This window comes from Paucibacter sp. B2R-40, assembly GCF_025717555.1.
In the GTDB taxonomy this organism is placed as follows: domain Bacteria; phylum Pseudomonadota; class Gammaproteobacteria; order Burkholderiales; family Burkholderiaceae_C; genus Paucibacter_A.
In genome coordinates this window covers 184,763-200,000 of record NZ_JAJIRP010000004.1, presented here as the reverse complement: position 1 = coordinate 200,000, position 15,238 = coordinate 184,763, and the positions used below count along the sequence as shown (strand labels likewise).

General features: G+C 61.5%; 15 protein-coding genes. 13 read left to right on the top strand and 2 right to left on the bottom strand.

Annotated features, from left to right (window positions below):
• Positions 1-87: 87 nt before the first annotated feature.
• From LNV09_RS10040 to nagZ, 12 genes are all read left to right on the top strand, one after another.
• Complete coding sequence (locus LNV09_RS10040) at positions 88-579, top strand: hypothetical protein (RefSeq protein ID WP_263556957.1); 492 nt, start codon at positions 88-90, stop codon at positions 577-579.
• Between the two features lie 95 nt (positions 580-674).
• A complete protein-coding gene (locus tag LNV09_RS10035) occupies positions 675-2,165 on the top strand; it encodes a DegQ family serine endoprotease (protein ID WP_263556956.1) in 1,491 nt (496 codons plus the stop codon).
• A gap of 563 nt (positions 2,166-2,728) precedes the next feature.
• On the top strand, positions 2,729-4,537 hold the full coding sequence (gene lepA / locus LNV09_RS10030) for a translation elongation factor 4 (protein WP_263556955.1): 1,809 nt from the start codon (positions 2,729-2,731) through the stop codon (positions 4,535-4,537).
• 25 nt (positions 4,538-4,562) lie between these two features.
• Positions 4,563-5,537, top strand: coding sequence for a signal peptidase I (gene lepB / locus LNV09_RS10025; protein ID WP_263556954.1), 975 nt, complete (start codon positions 4,563-4,565; stop codon positions 5,535-5,537).
• Positions 5,538-5,572: 35 nt separating this feature from the next.
• The gene (locus LNV09_RS10020; protein ID WP_263556953.1) at positions 5,573-5,974 is read left to right on the top strand and encodes a DUF4845 domain-containing protein; all 402 of its coding nucleotides are present in this window, start codon (positions 5,573-5,575) and stop codon (positions 5,972-5,974) included.
• 17 nt (positions 5,975-5,991) lie between these two features.
• Entirely contained in the window at positions 5,992-6,696 is a 705-nt protein-coding gene (rnc, locus tag LNV09_RS10015) for a ribonuclease III (RefSeq protein WP_263556952.1), read from the top strand.
• 28 nt (positions 6,697-6,724) lie between these two features.
• Positions 6,725-7,735, top strand: coding sequence for a GTPase Era (gene era / locus LNV09_RS10010; protein ID WP_263556951.1), 1,011 nt, complete (start codon positions 6,725-6,727; stop codon positions 7,733-7,735).
• A gap of 29 nt (positions 7,736-7,764) precedes the next feature.
• Positions 7,765-8,559: a DNA repair protein RecO gene (gene recO / locus LNV09_RS10005; protein WP_263556950.1), complete on the top strand. Its 795-nt coding sequence runs from the start codon at positions 7,765-7,767 to the stop codon at positions 8,557-8,559.
• An 18-nt stretch (positions 8,560-8,577) separates the two neighbouring features.
• Positions 8,578-9,369, top strand: coding sequence for a pyridoxine 5'-phosphate synthase (locus tag LNV09_RS10000; protein WP_263556949.1), 792 nt, complete (start codon positions 8,578-8,580; stop codon positions 9,367-9,369).
• 6 nt (positions 9,370-9,375) lie between these two features.
• The gene (locus tag LNV09_RS09995; RefSeq protein ID WP_263556948.1) at positions 9,376-9,903 is read left to right on the top strand and encodes a GNAT family N-acetyltransferase; all 528 of its coding nucleotides are present in this window, start codon (positions 9,376-9,378) and stop codon (positions 9,901-9,903) included.
• Positions 9,900-10,307, top strand: coding sequence for a holo-ACP synthase (gene acpS, locus LNV09_RS09990; protein ID WP_263556947.1), 408 nt, complete (start codon positions 9,900-9,902; stop codon positions 10,305-10,307). The genes LNV09_RS09995 and acpS overlap by 4 nt, the downstream gene beginning before the upstream one ends.
• Positions 10,308-10,319: 12 nt before the next feature.
• Complete coding sequence (gene nagZ / locus LNV09_RS09985) at positions 10,320-11,396, top strand: beta-N-acetylhexosaminidase (protein ID WP_263557178.1); 1,077 nt, start codon at positions 10,320-10,322, stop codon at positions 11,394-11,396.
• Between the two features lie 7 nt (positions 11,397-11,403).
• Here the strand turns inward: nagZ and LNV09_RS09980 are convergent, their stop codons facing one another.
• Both LNV09_RS09980 and LNV09_RS09975 read right to left on the bottom strand, forming a co-directional pair.
• Complete coding sequence (locus LNV09_RS09980) at positions 11,404-12,015, bottom strand: response regulator transcription factor (RefSeq protein WP_263556946.1); 612 nt, start codon at positions 12,013-12,015, stop codon at positions 11,404-11,406.
• Positions 12,008-14,014 carry a two-component system sensor histidine kinase NtrB gene (locus tag LNV09_RS09975; RefSeq protein ID WP_263556945.1) on the bottom strand — a complete coding sequence of 669 codons (2,007 nt, stop codon included), beginning with the start codon at positions 14,012-14,014 and terminating at the stop codon, positions 12,008-12,010. Before LNV09_RS09975 ends, LNV09_RS09980 begins: the two co-directional genes overlap by 8 nt.
• Before the next feature lie 151 nt (positions 14,015-14,165).
• Here LNV09_RS09975 and LNV09_RS09970 point away from each other — a divergent pair, with 151 nt between their 5' ends.
• Positions 14,166-15,203: a TRAP transporter substrate-binding protein gene (locus LNV09_RS09970; RefSeq protein ID WP_263556944.1), complete on the top strand. Its 1,038-nt coding sequence runs from the start codon at positions 14,166-14,168 to the stop codon at positions 15,201-15,203.
• The last annotated feature ends 35 nt before the right edge of the window (positions 15,204-15,238 follow it).

Genomic DNA, 15,238 nt, shown 5'->3' with positions numbered 1-15,238 from the left:
CTCGTCGGGTCGCTTGGGCAGGCAAGCTGCTTGCTCACGCTGCGTGGAGATTTTGGCTTAGGTAGCTGAAGGCAAGAGGTGTTTGCCTTGAAACGATCCGCTGCGCCTTTCCACTTGCAGTTGCAGCCTTTGCCGGCGCTGCAAGGCTTGATGGCTTTTGTTGGCCTATGCGCTGTGCTGTCGCTGGCTTTGGCCTTTATTGAGCATTTCCCCGAATGTTGGCTACTGCTTGGGCTGTCGCCCTTGGGTGGCTGCGCAGCTTGGCGCAGCGCCAGGGTCGTGCCGCGCGTGCTGCGCTGGGACGGGCAGGCCTGGCATCTGCATGAGCCGGTGCAACTGTTGCCGTACGCGCAAGGGGTGCTGCCCCGCACGACGACCTTCAATCCAGCCCTGGACACAGCCGCGCCGGTGCATCTGCTGGTCGCCTTCGACCTTGGATTTTGTTTGCTGCTGCGCGCTCGTCGCACGGCGCAAACCTGGGCAGCACCTGCTTATCTTCCCTTGACTCGGTCGACCCAGGGCGCGCACTGGGCTCAGCTGCGGGCCGTGCTCTACAGCGCTAGGCAAAGCTCGCCCTAGCTTGGAGTCGCGCATGACTTTCGCTATGCTGCGTCTGCGCTGCCATGATGGTAGGCGCATTCATCAATTCAACAGTTAGCACTTTGAGTCAAGTCATGAAATTTCAGTCTGCTTATCGTCCACTGCGCCTCTCGCGTCTGATTCTGTCCGCTGCCGCGCTGTCACTGAGCCTGAGTTTGCTGCCCGGGCAGAGTCATGCACAGGCGCGGGACCTGCCGGACTTCACCGAGTTGGTTGAAAGAGTAGGCCCGGCAGTGGTCAATATTCGTACCTCGGAGCGCGCGCGCAATGCGGCCGCGAACGGCGGGCCCGAGATTGATGAACAGATGCAGGAGTTTTTGCGCCGCTTTGGCATTCCTGTGCCGGGGCAGCGCCGTGCGCCGCCGCGCGGTGAACGTGGTGATCGTGGCAATGAGGGCGGCACCGATGATGACCAGGCTCCGCAGCGCCGCGGGGTGGGCTCCGGCTTCATCCTCAGCGCCGACGGCTATGTAATGACCAATGCCCATGTCGTGAGCGGCGCCGACGAAGTCTGGGTCACCTTGACCGACAAGCGTGAGTTCAAGGCCAAGGTGGTCGGCGCCGATCGCCGCTCCGATGTGGCCGTCTTGAAGATCGAGGCGACTGGCTTGCCAGCTGTGAAGATCGGCGATGTGGGCCGCCTGAAGGTTGGGGAATGGGTGATGGCGATCGGCTCGCCCTTTGGTTTCGACAACACCGTGACAGCGGGCATCGTCAGCGCCAAGGCGCGCGATACCGGCGACTTCTTGCCGCTGATCCAGACCGACGTGGCGATCAATCCAGGCAACTCGGGTGGCCCGCTGCTGAATATGCGTGGCGAGGTGGTCGGCATCAATTCGCAGATCTACAGCCAGTCCGGCGGCTTCATGGGCATCTCGTTCGCGATCCCGATCGACGAAGCGGTCCGGGTCTCCGATCAGCTGCGCGGCAGCGGCCGCGTGGTGCGCGGCTATATCGGCGTAGCGCCGGATGATTTGAGCAAGGAGGTGGCCGAGTCGATCGGACTTGGCAAGGCCTCGGGTGCCTTGATTCGTAGCGTTACTTCTGGTGGCGCGGCGGACAAGGCCGGCATCGAAGGCGGTGACGTGATCACCAAGTTCGACGGCAAGACGGTGGACAAGGCGACTGATTTGCGCCGCATCGTCGGCGGCATGAAGCCGGGCAGCAAGGTCGTGGTCCAGGTGTTCCGGCGCGGTGCGATGAAGGAGCTGAACCTCACAGTGGGCGAGATGCCTGACGACGCTAAAGCACGCACCGGGGAGGCCGAGCCCAAGCCGATTGCGGGCGCGGTAGCGGCGCTGGGTCTGCAGGTCTCCGATTTGAGCGATGCCCAAAGGCGCGAGCTGAAGTTGCGCGCAGGCGTGCGCGTTGATGCTGCCAGCGGTGTGGCGGCCCGCGCCGGTTTGCGCGAGGGCGATTTGATTCTGGCCGTGGACAACACCGAGGTGAGCAGCGTCAAGCAATTCCAGGCCTTGATGAGCAAGGCGGAAAAGGCCAAGCTGATCAATCTGATGGTGCGCCGCGATGACATCGTCAGCTTTGTACTGCTGCGCCCGGCGCGTTAATCGGCGCTGAAAAGTGCAGGAGGGGGCCTGCAAGCCGCTGCTTATGGCTGAGCAGAGTTGCGGGTCTTTTCGCATGGTGAACTATTTTGACCCGACGATGATTTGCCGCCGGCTTCAATAAGCTGGGGATTCTGGCGGATCAACTTGCTAAATGGTGCTCGCCGGCTGCGATTGCTGGTGTCGTCGGATAGAATCCGGGGTTGCAAGGCATTCTTTGCTTTGCTGACGCGAGGCAACGCCCGTCGGGTCGATCAAACGCCAAAATTATCCACAGGCATTTGCTGATAACCTGTTGGTAACTTGTTGATAAGTCATTGTTGGCGGGCCGCAACGACTGGTTTTCTGGTCGTGGCTCGATGTCCAAATCGGGGCTTTTGGCTACAATGGATGCCCAGCATGCAGTTGCCAAACGTTTTGTTGGAAGGCGCGTCACCATTTCGACGTGCCTTTTTTTTGCCTCTCGCCGCGCGGCTATGCCGCACTTAACTTCACTGCATGAAGTTAGCGAACGGCGCAACGGCGAAGGCCGTTGTAACCCCCGGCTAAGTACTGCCAGATAACGCATGAATCACATCCGCAATTTCTCCATCATCGCCCACATCGACCACGGCAAAAGCACGCTGGCGGATCGCATCATTCAGCGCTGCGGAGGGCTGGCCGATCGTGAGATGGAGGCGCAGGTGCTGGACTCGATGGACATCGAGCGCGAGCGCGGCATCACCATCAAGGCGCAGACCGCCGCGTTGCAATACAAGGCCAAGGATGGCAAGACTTACAACCTGAATCTGATCGACACACCCGGCCATGTGGACTTCTCCTATGAGGTGAGTCGCTCGCTGTCGGCCTGCGAAGGCGCGCTCTTGGTGGTGGATGCCAGCCAGGGTGTGGAGGCGCAGACGGTGGCGAATTGCTATACCGCGCTGGAACTCGGCGTCGAGGTGGTGCCGGTGCTCAACAAGATGGATCTGCCGAATGCAGATCCGGAAAACGCCAAGGAAGAAATCGAGGACGTCATCGGCATTGATGCCACCGACGCGATTCCTTGCAGTGCCAAAACAGGCATGGGCATTGATGAAATCATCGAAGCCGTGATTGCCCGCATGCCGCCGCCCAAGGGCGTGGTGGACGCGCCGCTGCGCGCAATGATCATCGACTCTTGGTACGACGCCTATGTGGGTGTGGTGATGTTGGTGCGCGTCGTCGACGGCACGCTCAAGAAGGGCGAGCGCATCCGCATGATGGCGTCTAACGCCGTCTACCCGGCCGACAACCTGGGTGTGTTCTCGCCCAAGTCCGAGCCGCGTGATCAACTCAATGCGGGCGAGGTGGGTTTCATCATCGCCGGCATCAAAGAGCTGCAGGCCGCCAAGGTCGGTGACACCATCACCGTCGACAAGAAGTTGCCGAACAATCTGGGCCCGTCCGAGCAGGCCTTGCCGGGCTTCAAGGAAATTCAGCCGCAGGTGTTTGCCGGTCTGTACCCGACCGAGGCGAGCGAGTACGACCAGCTGCGCGACGCGCTCGAGAAGCTCAAGCTCAATGACTCCTCGCTGCGCTATGAGCCCGAAGTGTCGCAGGCGTTGGGCTTTGGTTTCCGCTGCGGCTTCTTGGGCCTGCTGCACATGGAAATCGTGCAGGAGCGCTTGGAGCGTGAGTTCGATCAAGACCTGATCACCACGGCACCCAGTGTTGTGTACGAAGTGATGCTGAATGATGGGACGGTGATCTCGGTCGAGAACCCGTCCAAGATGCCCGAGCTGGGCCAGATCCAGGAGATCCGCGAGCCGATCGTGACGGTCCATCTTTATATGCCGCAAGACTATGTCGGCCCGGTGATGACGCTGGCCAATCAGAAGCGCGGCAATCAGCTGAATATGGCCTACCACGGTCGCCAGGTGATGCTGACCTACGAGATGCCGCTGGCCGAGATCGTGCTGGACTTTTTCGACAAGCTCAAGAGCGTGTCGCGCGGCTATGCCTCGATGGACTATGAGTTCAAAGAGTACCGAGCGTCGGATGTGGTCAAGGTCGATATCTTGATCAACGGTGACCGGGTCGATGCGCTGTCCATCATCGTGCACCGGGTGCAGAGCCAGTTCCGTGGCCGCGGTGTGGCGGCCAAGATGCGCGAGCATATCCCGCGCCAGATGTATGACGTCATCATTCAGGCGGCGATCGGCTCCAACATCATCGCGCGCGAGAACATCAAGGCGATGCGCAAGAACGTGCTGGCAAAATGCTATGGCGGTGACGTATCGCGCAAGCGCAAGCTGCTCGAGAAGCAAAAAGCCGGCAAGAAGCGCATGAAGCAAATCGGCTCCGTCGAGGTGCCTCAGGAAGCGTTCTTGGCTATTCTGCAAGTTGACGATTAATTGAACGAACCCAAGTAGACCATTGATGAGTGCTCTGACCGGAATTCTTTACGCCTTGCTCGCCGCCTATCTGGGAGGCTGGTACACCGGCTTCTGGAGCGGTAACTTTTCTTTCCTGCTGTTCGTCTTGACGATGGTCACGCTGTGCTTCTGGCTGGCCGAACGTTTCCACTTCGAGCCCAAACGCGCGCGCGCGGCGGCGCAATTGTTGGAGGCTGACGCCCAGCGCCGCCAAACTCTGGCTGCACAAGGCATCAAGCGGGTGGACGGTGACGTTGAAGTGGCCCGTCAGGAGATCCTTCGCCAGCCATGGTGGCTGGATTGGACGGCGGGTCTGTTTCCGGTGATTCTGGCGGTCTTCTTGCTGCGCTCATTCCTGTTCGAGCCCTTCAAGATCCCGTCCGGCTCGATGGTGCCGACACTGTTGGTGGGGGACCTGATTCTGGTCAATAAATTCCACTACGGCATTCGCCTGCCGGTGATCAACAAGAAGATCATCGCTAACAATGATGTCAAGCGGGGTGATGTGATGGTGTTCCGCTGGCCCGGCGATACCAGCATCGACTACATCAAACGTGTGGTCGGTCTGCCCGGAGATCAGGTCAGCTATCTGAATCAACGCCTCTACGTCAACGGCGAGTTGGTGCCTGTGCAGGCGCAGGGCGACTTCTATGACGAAAGTTCGATGGTCTATCGGCCGCGCTTCACCGAGAAGCTGGGCGAGAAGGAGCATCAGTTGCTGGTGGACCCCCAGCGTTCGCCGCTGTTCAGCCCCAACCGAGCCGGTGGCCCATTCCCCTTCCAGGAAAATTGCAAGTACAGCCCCGAGGGCGTGAGCTGCAAAATTCCTGCAGGCCATTACTACATGGTCGGCGACAACCGCGACAATTCCGGCGATTCACGCTTCTGGGGTTTTGTGCCGGATGAAAACATTGTCGGCAAGGCCTTTTTTGTTTGGATGAATTTCGGTAATCTCAAGCGCATCGGCGCCTTTAATTGAACTTCCATCGCCATCAACATCGGAGCAAGCAACCCATGCGTCAGACCGAATTTGTCAGTGCCAGGCGCAACTTGCAGCTTCGGGGGCAAGCTCGTGGGCAACGCGGTATCAGTCTGCTGGGTCTGTTGTTCTGGGGAGTTTTGCTGGCCTTTACCGGCGTGGTAGCTGCGCGTGTGTTCCCGACTGTGTTGGAGTTCTACACCATTCAAACAGCAGTGAACCGGATCGCAGCTTCAAACCCCGCCACGGTGCCGGCGGTTCGAGAGGCGTTTGATCGGACCCAGCAAATCGAATACTCGATCGTCAGCATCAACTCCAAGGACTTGGTGATCAGCAAAGAAAATGACAAGTTGCAGATCAGCTTCGCCTACGACAAACAGATCGAGCTCGGCGGCCCGGTGTACTTGTTGATCAAGTACGAAGGGCGCTCGCGCTAAATGCGAGATCAGTCTTCATGAGTCCGCAGCTTGCTTCCCTGCAGCAGCGGCTCGGCTACAGCTTTAAGAAGCCCGAGCTGTTGACCCGGGCAGTCACGCATCGCAGCTTTAGCGCCGATCACAACGAACGCCTCGAGTTCCTTGGTGATGCTGTGCTCAGCTTGGCGGTGTCGGCCTTGCTGTATGAGCGCTTTGGCGCCTCCGATGAAGGCGATTTGACCCGCGTGCGTGCTCACTTGGTACGCGAGGAGAGTTTGCACCGCTTGGCGCTTGGTTTGGACTTGCCCAAGGTGCTGCGCATCAGCGAAGGTGAAGCCAAAGGGGGCGGCGCGCAGCGGCCTTCGATACTGGCAGACGCCACCGAAGCCTTGATCGGTGCGGTGTTTCTGGATGCGGGCTATCCAGCGGCGCACGAAGTGGTGCGACGCTTGCTGGGTGAGTTGATCGATGGTTCGGTGATGGATAACTGGGCCAAAGATGCCAAAACAGCCTTGCAAGAATGGTTGCAAGCGCGCCGAATGGCCGTGCCAAGCTATACCATTACCGAAACCCGTGGCCAAGCCCATGCGCAGACCTTCGAGATCGAATGCGCGGTGCCGGCCCTGAAAATTTCCAAGCGCGGCGAGGGTCGTTCGCGACGCATTGCCGAACAGAACGCCGCCCGTCGCCTACTCGACGAATTGATTGCCCGTGAAAAGCCAGGCTCTGGCTTGCGCGACTGAAGGAGCCGGCCTCGCAGCCGCCCACACCATGAACGAAAACACCCCCTCACCGAGCGCTGCTTCTCCGGCGGCTGAATTGCCGGATAGCGCTGCAGCGGCGTCTACGCCTGCTCCCTCTGCTAGCGCTGCAAGCTCTGGAGCGGCGCTGGACCCTTCGGTCCCGAAACGCTGCGGCCTGATCGCCATCGTCGGTCGGCCCAATGTCGGCAAGTCGACTTTGTTGAATGCCTTGGTCGGCCAAAAGGTCAGCATCACCTCTGACAAGGCGCAGACCACGCGCCACCGCATCACCGGCGTGCGCACGATCGACGAAGCGCAGTTTGTCTTCGTCGATACGCCTGGCTTTCAAATGAAGCATAACGCGGCCCTCAACCGAACCTTGAACCGCACCGTGCACAGCGTGCTGGGCGACGTGGATCTGGTGCTGTATGTGCTGGAGGCAGGGCGCTTTGGGCTGGATGACGCCAAAGTGCTGTCGCTGCTGCCCGAAGATAAGCCGGTCGTGATGATCGCCAACAAGCTCGACGCGGTGCAGCGCCGAGCTGAGCTGGCCCCTTGGCTGAAAAGCATGGCCGAGCGCCGCAGCTTCGCCGAGTTCGTGCCTTTGTCGGCCAAAAAAGAGTCCGATGTGACCCGGCTGTTCAAGATCCTCAAGCCCTATCTGCCCGAGCAGGGCTGGTTCTATGAGGAAGATGCGCTGACCGACCGTTCGGAGAAATTCCTGGCCAGCGAGATCATTCGTGAAAAGCTGTTCCGTCTGACCGGCGACGAGTTGCCCTACACCTCCACCGTCGTCATTGACAAATGGGAAGACGAGGGCGAGTTGCGCCGTATCTCGGCCTCCATCGTGGTCGAACGCGATGCGCACAAGGGCATGATCATTGGCTCGGGCGGCGAGCGCCTCAAGCGCATCGGCTCCGAAGCACGTCAAGAGCTTGAGCATCTGATGCAGGGCCGCGTGTTTCTGGAGTTATGGGTCAAGGTCCGCTCGGGCTGGGCCGATACCGAAGAGCGCGTGCGCAGCTACGGGTACGAGTAAGTTCTGGCCTTCTTTCGAGCTTCAAGCTCATGGCAACTCGCGGAGCGCGCGCACCGGCGATCCAGCAGGCTTTTGTGCTGCATCAGTATGACTGGAGCGAGTCAAGTCTGATCCTTGATCTGTTCACGCGCGAGCAGGGCCGCATCGCGGTGGTCGCCAAGGGCGCCAAGCGGCCGTACTCGCAATTGCGTGCGGTTTTGCTGCCGTTCCAGCGCATCCAGGTCAGCCTGTCCAAGCCGGTCAAATCAGCTGACGGTTTGAGTGATGCACCCGGGCCCGAGGTGGTGACGCTGCGCGGCGCCGAATGGGCCGGCGGTGCGACCATGCCGGCCGGTGCGGCGCTATTTTCTGGCTACTACCTGAATGAGTTGCTGCTCAAGTTGCTGGCGCGGCAAGACCCGCATACCGCTTTGTTTGATGCCTATGCCGCCACCTTGCCGCAGCTGCATGCCAACGAAGATGCACAGTCGCAAGCGGCGCTGCGCGCATTCGAGTTGCGCTTGTTGCGTGAAATCGGGCTGCTGCCGGATCTGAGTTTGTCAACGCTGACGCAGCAGCCGCTGGAGTTGGAGCGGCAATACATGTTGAGTGCCGAAGCCGGCGTGCTGCCGCCACTGGCCGATGCGCCAGCCTTCAGCGGCATGGCCTTGGTGCAACTGCAGGCGGCTCTCTTGCATGGCAGCATGGCGGCTTTGCAGCAAGCCTGTGCACCGGTGCTGCCGGCCCTGCGATCGACCTTGCGCGGTCTGCTTCACTATCATCTGGGGCAGCGGCCGCTGCGCACCCGTCAGGTGATGCAGGATCTGCAGAAACTTCTTGATTGATTGTTTGATGAGCTCCCCATGAACCCACTTGTCGCTCCCGAATCCTCCCGCACGCACAGCGCGCGCTGCGCCTTGTCGGTCAATGTCAACAAGGTGGCTCTGCTGCGCAATACCCGCCATCTGGGCATCCCCAGCGTGTTGCGGGCGGCTGAAGCCTGCATAGCTGCAGGCGCGCAAGGCATTACCGTACATCCGCGCCCGGACGGCCGACACATCCGCACGCAAGATGTGCATGAGCTGGCCGCGCTGCTGAAGGCCTGGCCGCAGGTGGAATACAACATCGAAGGCAACCCGACGCAGAACCTGATGGACTTCGTGCGCGAAGTGCGGCCACATCAAGTGACTTTTGTGCCCGACAGCGAGGATCAGTTCACCTCCGACCATGGCTGGCAGTTCCCTGCCGATATGGACCGTTTGCGTCCCTTGGTCGAGGAGGCCCGAGCCTGCGGTGTGCGGGTCAGCTTGTTCATGGACCCTGTGCCCGAAGCGATGGCCTATGTGGCCGAACTCGGGGCCGAGCGGGTCGAGCTGTACACCGAGACCTATGCGAGTGCCTTTGGGTCCGAACGTCAGGCCGAAGTATTGGCCGGTTTCACGCGCACGGCTGAGGCGGCACTGGCACTTGGTCTTGGCCTCAACGCCGGGCACGATCTGAATCGCGACAACCTGACGGCTTTTCTGCGCGCCGTGCCGGGTGTGCAAGAAGTTTCTATCGGCCATGCGCTGGTCGCGGACGCTTTGGAGCTCGGCTATACCGAGACGGTGCGTGACTACCAGCGCTGCATTCAACGCGCTTACGCGCCCTTGTGAGGCCCAATGGCGACTGAAGAAGTTGTGCTGCGACGCGCCAGGCCGGATGATGCCTTGCGCATTGCCGCCTTGGCACGCTGGGTCTGGCTGGATCGCTATGCGCTTGGCGGCGGCGTCAATGGTGATGTGGCCGACTACCTGAAGCGGGAGTTTGATGAGCCATTGCTGCGCCAGGCCCTGGATCTGGGGCGCCATTGGCTGGCAGAACGCGGAACCACCTTGTTGGCCTGGGCACAACTCGATGACGCGGCTGCCTGCCCGGTTGAGGCGGCCGGTGCTGCCGTCGAATTGAAGCGGCTCTATGTGTCGCCACGCAGCCAGGGCCAGGGTCTGGGCGCCCGCTTGCTGCGCCAATGCCGGCAGGAGTGGCCCGAGCGAGCCATGTGGCTGAGCGCCTGGGTCGGCAATGAAGGTGCGCTGCGTTTCTACCGCCGTGAGGGCGCCACCTATTGGGGCGAAACCTGGTTCGAGTTGGGCGGCGAGCAGCACCGCAACGAGGTGCTGGGCTGGGCTGCCCTGGAGCGCTTGGAATGATTTACGGCATTGGCACCGACATCTGCGACGTCCGCCGCATCCGCGACACCTTGGAGCGGCGTGGTGAGCGCTTCGCCGAGAAGGTTTTGGGCCCGCAGGAGTTGCTGGTGTTCCGCCAGCGCAGCGCCAAGTTCGCGGCCCGCGGTGTCAGCTATCTGGCCACTCGCTTCTCCGCCAAGGAGGCCTTTGCCAAAGCGATCGGTATGGGCATGCGCATGCCGATGACCTGGCGCGACTGCGAAATCATCAATGCCGCCAGTGGTAAGCCCGAGATCCGTTTGCATGGCGAGTTAGCGCGCTGGTTTGAGAGCAAGGGTCTCAAAGCCCATGTCTCGGTCAGCGACGAAACCGACTACGCCAGCACTTTTGTAATCGTCGAAATAGACGCAAAGAACAAGGACTGAACAATCATGATGATGAGCGAAGACAAAGCATCGATCCACGCGCCGCTGGTGCTCGATATCGCCGGGCTGGCGCTGGACAGCGACGACAGGCGCCGGCTCAAGCACCCGCTGGTCGGTGGCCTGATCCTGTTCGCGCACAACTTCGAGAGTCGCGCCCAGCTGACCGCGCTGACCTCGCAGATCAAGGCCATCCGCCCCGATGTCTTGATCGCGGTCGATCACGAAGGCGGCCGTGTGCAGCGCTTCCAGACCGACGGTTTCACCCACATCCCTTCGATGCGTTCCTTGGGCGAGTTGTGGAAGGAAGACGCGATGCGCGCCACCGCTGCCGCCACGGCGGCTGGTTATGTGCTGGCTGCTGAGTTGCGTGCCTGCGGCGTGGATTTCTCGTTTGCGCCGGTGCTTGACCTCGACTATGGCGTCAGCTCGGTGATCGGCGACCGCAGCTTCCACCGCGACCCGCGCGTGGTCGCGTTGCTGGCCAAGAGCTTGATGCATGGGCTCTTGCTGGCCGGTATGCAGGCCTGCGCCAAGCATTTCCCGGGCCACGGCTTCGTCAAGGCCGACTCCCATGTGGATGTGCCGGTCGACAAGCGCAGCCTCAAGGCCATCATGGGCGAGGATGTGAAGCCATTTGAATGGCTGGTCATGAGCATGGGCGCGGTGATGCCGGCACATGTGATCTACCCCAAGGTTGATGCCAGGCCGGCCGGCTTCAGCGAGCGCTGGTTGCAGGAAATCCTGCGTGAGCGGCTTGGTTTTGGCGGGGCGATCTTCAGTGATGACCTCGGCATGGCCGGCGCGCGCGTTTTGGATGGTCAGGCCATCGGCTACACGCAAGCCGCATTGGCCGCCTTGCAGGCCGGCTGCGACATGGTCTTGCTCTGCAACCAATCCGGCGTTGACGAGGGCAGTGCGCTCGACGAAGTGTTGGCCGATCTGAGCCAGGCGCAGGCTTCAGGAACCTGGGTGCCTAGCGCCGAAAGCGAAGCCCGGCGCGCCGGGCTCTTGCCACAAACGGCGCCGCTCACCTGGGACGAATTGATGCACGAGCCGGCGTACCACCAGGCCTTGGTCAGCTTGACTTGAACGCCGGCTAGCCCTGCGCCAGCAGGGTCGCCACCTCGGCCGCCGAGCGCACGCCTAACTTGGCAAACACCCGGGCGCGGTGGACCTCGATAGTCCGTACTGAGACATTCAACTCGTCGGCGATCACCTTGTTGAGCTTGCCGGAAGCGACCCGGCCCATCACCTCGCGTTCACGCTCGGTCAGGCTGGCCATGCGGGCCTGGCGCTCGCCGGCATGTGCGCCTACGATGCGCATGGCCGCGTCGACCGCCAGCGCCTGCTCCAGCCGGTCTGCCAAGGCGTTGTCGCTGTAGGGTTTTTCGAGAAAGTCGAAGGCGCCTTTCTTGAGGGCCTCGACCACCATCGGGATATCGCCGTGGCCGGTCAGGAACAGCACCGGGTTGCGCAGGCCGCGCGCAAGTAACTCGTCATGCAGTTTGGTACCGGTCATTGGCTCCATCCGCACATCGAGCAGAAAAACGCCTTGCGGCGCGGCCGCTTGTTGTGCATCCAAGGTAGCCAATAGGGCCGGGCCACCATCGAAGGTCAGCACCTGCAGGCCGCGTGAGCCGAGCAGGAAGGCCAGCGCGTCGCGGACCGCCGGGTCATCATCAACCAGATAGATGTGGGGATCAGTCATGCTTGGATTCTCCGCTGTTGCCGGCTTCGCCGGCTGGCTGCTGCAAAGGCAGGCTGAAGGAGAAGCGTGCGCCACCGCTGCTTGATTCGCCAACCTCGAGCAAACCTTGATGGGCCTCGATGATGGAGCGACAAATCGCCAAGCCCATGCCCATGCCCTCACGCTTGGTCGAGTAAAAAGGTGCGCACAAGGCCTCGGCGCTGCGCCCTGCCAGCCCGGGGCCGTTGTCGCTGACGTCAATGCGCAGGAAGTCGACGTCCGATATGGCGGAGCCAGCGCTACGACTGCTGCAAATGATGATGCGCCGGTCTTGTGGTCGGGCCTGCAAGGCATCAGCGGCGTTGCGCACCAGATTGATAACGACCTGCTCAATCAGCACGGCGTCGGCAAACAAAGGGGGCAATTCTGCGGCTAACTGCAAATCGACCTGCACCTGGGCACGCCTGAGCTCGCGACCCAGCAAGGCCACCGCGTCGGTGAGCACTTGCTGCAGGTCGCAGGCCTCGCGCTGCGGTTCGCGGCGGGTCAAAAATTGCCTGATGCGTTGCACAATACGGCCGGCCTGCGCCGCTTGCTGGCCCAGGCGTTGCAGCGCACCCAGCACCGCCGCGTCGCTGACGCCGAGTTTGGCGAGCGAGTTGGTGATGCCGGCGTTGTAGCTGGCGATCGCCGTCAGCGGCTGATTCAACTCATGTGCCAGCGTGGAGGCGACTTCGCCCAGCATGGTGAGTCGGGCGTTATGGCTCATGGCTTCGATCTGGCGGCGCTCACCTTCTTCAAGGCGTTTGGCATTGGTGATATCGATGATGGAGCCCATCCAGCCAATCTGCTTGCCCGCCGCATCGACCAAGGGTGACTCGAAAACCTTGACCTCCAGCGTGCGGCCGTCGGCATGCCGCCAGCGTGCCTCGAAACCCTCGCGAGGAGCATGCCCCGCAAGGTTCAAACGGTTGCGGGCCGTCAGCTCTTCCAACGCATCGGGTGGCCAGTAGGGCATGGGTGGACGCAGGCCCACCAGGCTCTCGGCGCTGAAGCCCACCATGTCACAAAAGGTCCGGTTGACGTAGAGCAGTCGCCCGTCAGCGTCACGCGCGCGCAGCCCGACCAGCGCCGAATCCTCCATCGCTCGGCGCCAGGCGGCTTCGGTGCGCCAGGCGCTTTCAGCCCTAGTGATGTGGCGCACCTGGCGCCGCAGCAGCCAGCTGGCACCGGCGATCAGCGGCAAGAAGCCGGCGATCAAGACCAAGGCCAGCGGCCGGGTCGAGATGCTGGGCGGGTCGCGCAGCGTCAGCTCCAACGCAGCATCGGTGAGCGCCGACTCTGCCAAGGGGCTGGTCCGCAGAGGGCCGGGGAAGCTGACGCGGTAGCTGGGCCGCGGCCCTTGGGCCAGCCGCACGCTGCCCTCGGTACTGGAGGCGATCACTTGGTCGGCACTGTCAACCATCTGAATGTCGTACTTGTGGCTCAGCCACCAAGGTACGCCGCGCTTGAGCAGCAGGGCCGGTGCATAGCGAACCACCAGCATGCCTTCGGTGCCGTCTTTGCCCACCGGTGCGGTCAGGTGCAAGGACAGTCCGTCCTCCTCGATGGCCCGCTGACCCTCTGACTCAGCCGGCAACTGAGCCTGGATGCGGTTGCGCTGGTCCAGCCAGGTGACAGACAGCCAGAGGCGGCGCAGGCCCGCGTTCAGCTCGGGCTGGGCCGCCAGGCTCTCGGTGCTGGGCTTTTGGCCCTGTAGCCTGGCGGCCAATTCACGCAGATGGCCAATTTCATCGTCGAGCTTGGCGCGCAGCTGGGCCTCGGTGCTGAGCGCATCCGAGATCATGGTCTGGCGCTGCAGAGCCCGCTCTTCTGCCTCGTTATTGCGGGCCCACAACAGCACGCCGAGTACAAAGCCCAGCGACAGCAGCAAAGGCAGCGCCCATAACCAAGCGCGCATCAGCGAGCGTTTGCTGATATCGGACTGGCTCGCGATGGCGGGGTCGTGTTGCTTGGTCATGACGCAAAGTCTAGCGGCCGGCCCTGTGCTGCGGGTTGAGGGAGGCACCTGAATGTGGAACTCCACAACTACCCGCCCGGCGCTTGAGCTTTCACAATCTGCGCACAGTGGCCAAACTCCCTTTCATCAGTGCCATGCTTTGGAGACCAAAATGAATCAGCCTCAAGTTCAAACCCCCTACTTCGTGCGCCGCTTGGTGCTGAGTACGCTCACCGCCTTGGCCGTGGCTCTGCCCCTCTGGGCGCAGGCGCAAGCCCCCATCGTGATCAAGTTCAGCCATGTGGTCGCCCCCGACACCCCAAAGGGCAAGGGCGCGCAGCGCTTCAAGGAGCTGGTCGAGCAGCGCAGCGCCGGCAAGGTCAAGGTCGAGTTGTATCCAAACAGCCAGCTCTACAAGGACAAGGAAGAGCTCGAAGCCTTGCAACTGGGCTCGGTGCAGATGCTCGCCCCTTCGCTGGCCAAGTTTGGACCGCTGGGTGTGAAAGACTTTGAAGTCTTTGATCTGCCTTTCATCTTCAAGGACACGGCCGCCTTCCGCGCCGTCACCGATGGTCCCGTGGGCGCTGACCTGTTCAGCAAACTGGAGCCCAAGGGCATCAAGGGCCTGGCCTATTGGGACAATGGCTTCCACATCATGAGCGCCAACAAGCCGCTGCATGCGGTGGCCGACTTCAAGGGCTTGAAGATGCGCATCCAGTCCAGCAAGGTGCTGGACGCGCAAATGCGCGCTCTCGGTGCCATTCCGCAGGTGATGGCTTTCAGCGAGCTGTATCAGGCGCTGCAGTCGGGCGTGGTCGATGGCACTGAAGGCGTGCCGTCCAACTTCTACACCCAGCGGATTTTCGAGGTGCAAAAGCACATCAGCATTTCCAACCACGGCCACCTCGCCTATGCAGTGATCGTCAACAAGAAGTTCTGGGACGGTCTGCCGGCCGATGTGCGCGGCATGCTTGAAGTGGCGATGAAGGATGCTTCCACTTACGCCAATGCAATTGCCCAGACCGAGAACGCGTTGGCGCTCGACAAGATCAAGGCCAGTGGCAAGACCACGATCTACACCTTGACCGATGCCGAATCGAACGAGTGGAAGAAGGCTTTGATGCCGGTACACAGGGAGATGGAATCACGCGTGGGCAAGGCCACGATCGCAGCGGTCTACAAGGCGGCCGGTTTCGTCGCGCCCAAGTAGGCAGTGATGAACTTGCTGACGAAAGGCCTGAACAG

Excerpts from the sequence above, each read along its gene's own strand:
- LNV09_RS09995 (WP_263556948.1), top strand. The coding sequence starts at position 9,376 with ATGGCGACTGAAGAAGTTGTGCTGCGACGCGCCAGGCCGGATGATGCC.
- LNV09_RS09970 (WP_263556944.1), top strand. The coding sequence starts at position 14,166 with ATGAATCAGCCTCAAGTTCAAACCCCCTACTTCGTGCGCCGCTTGGTG.
- LNV09_RS10020 (WP_263556953.1), top strand. The coding sequence starts at position 5,573 with ATGCGTCAGACCGAATTTGTCAGTGCCAGGCGCAACTTGCAGCTTCGG.
- nagZ (WP_263557178.1), top strand. The coding sequence starts at position 10,320 with ATGAGCGAAGACAAAGCATCGATCCACGCGCCGCTGGTGCTCGATATC.
- LNV09_RS10000 (WP_263556949.1), top strand. The coding sequence starts at position 8,578 with ATGAACCCACTTGTCGCTCCCGAATCCTCCCGCACGCACAGCGCGCGC.
- LNV09_RS09975 (WP_263556945.1), bottom strand. The coding sequence starts at position 14,014 with ATGACCAAGCAACACGACCCCGCCATCGCGAGCCAGTCCGATATCAGC.
- recO (WP_263556950.1), top strand. The coding sequence starts at position 7,765 with ATGGCAACTCGCGGAGCGCGCGCACCGGCGATCCAGCAGGCTTTTGTG.
- LNV09_RS09980 (WP_263556946.1), bottom strand. The coding sequence starts at position 12,015 with ATGACTGATCCCCACATCTATCTGGTTGATGATGACCCGGCGGTCCGC.
- LNV09_RS10035 (WP_263556956.1), top strand. The coding sequence starts at position 675 with ATGAAATTTCAGTCTGCTTATCGTCCACTGCGCCTCTCGCGTCTGATT.
- acpS (WP_263556947.1), top strand. The coding sequence starts at position 9,900 with ATGATTTACGGCATTGGCACCGACATCTGCGACGTCCGCCGCATCCGC.
- era (WP_263556951.1), top strand. The coding sequence starts at position 6,725 with ATGAACGAAAACACCCCCTCACCGAGCGCTGCTTCTCCGGCGGCTGAA.
- rnc (WP_263556952.1), top strand. The coding sequence starts at position 5,992 with ATGAGTCCGCAGCTTGCTTCCCTGCAGCAGCGGCTCGGCTACAGCTTT.
- lepA (WP_263556955.1), top strand. The coding sequence starts at position 2,729 with ATGAATCACATCCGCAATTTCTCCATCATCGCCCACATCGACCACGGC.
- lepB (WP_263556954.1), top strand. The coding sequence starts at position 4,563 with ATGAGTGCTCTGACCGGAATTCTTTACGCCTTGCTCGCCGCCTATCTG.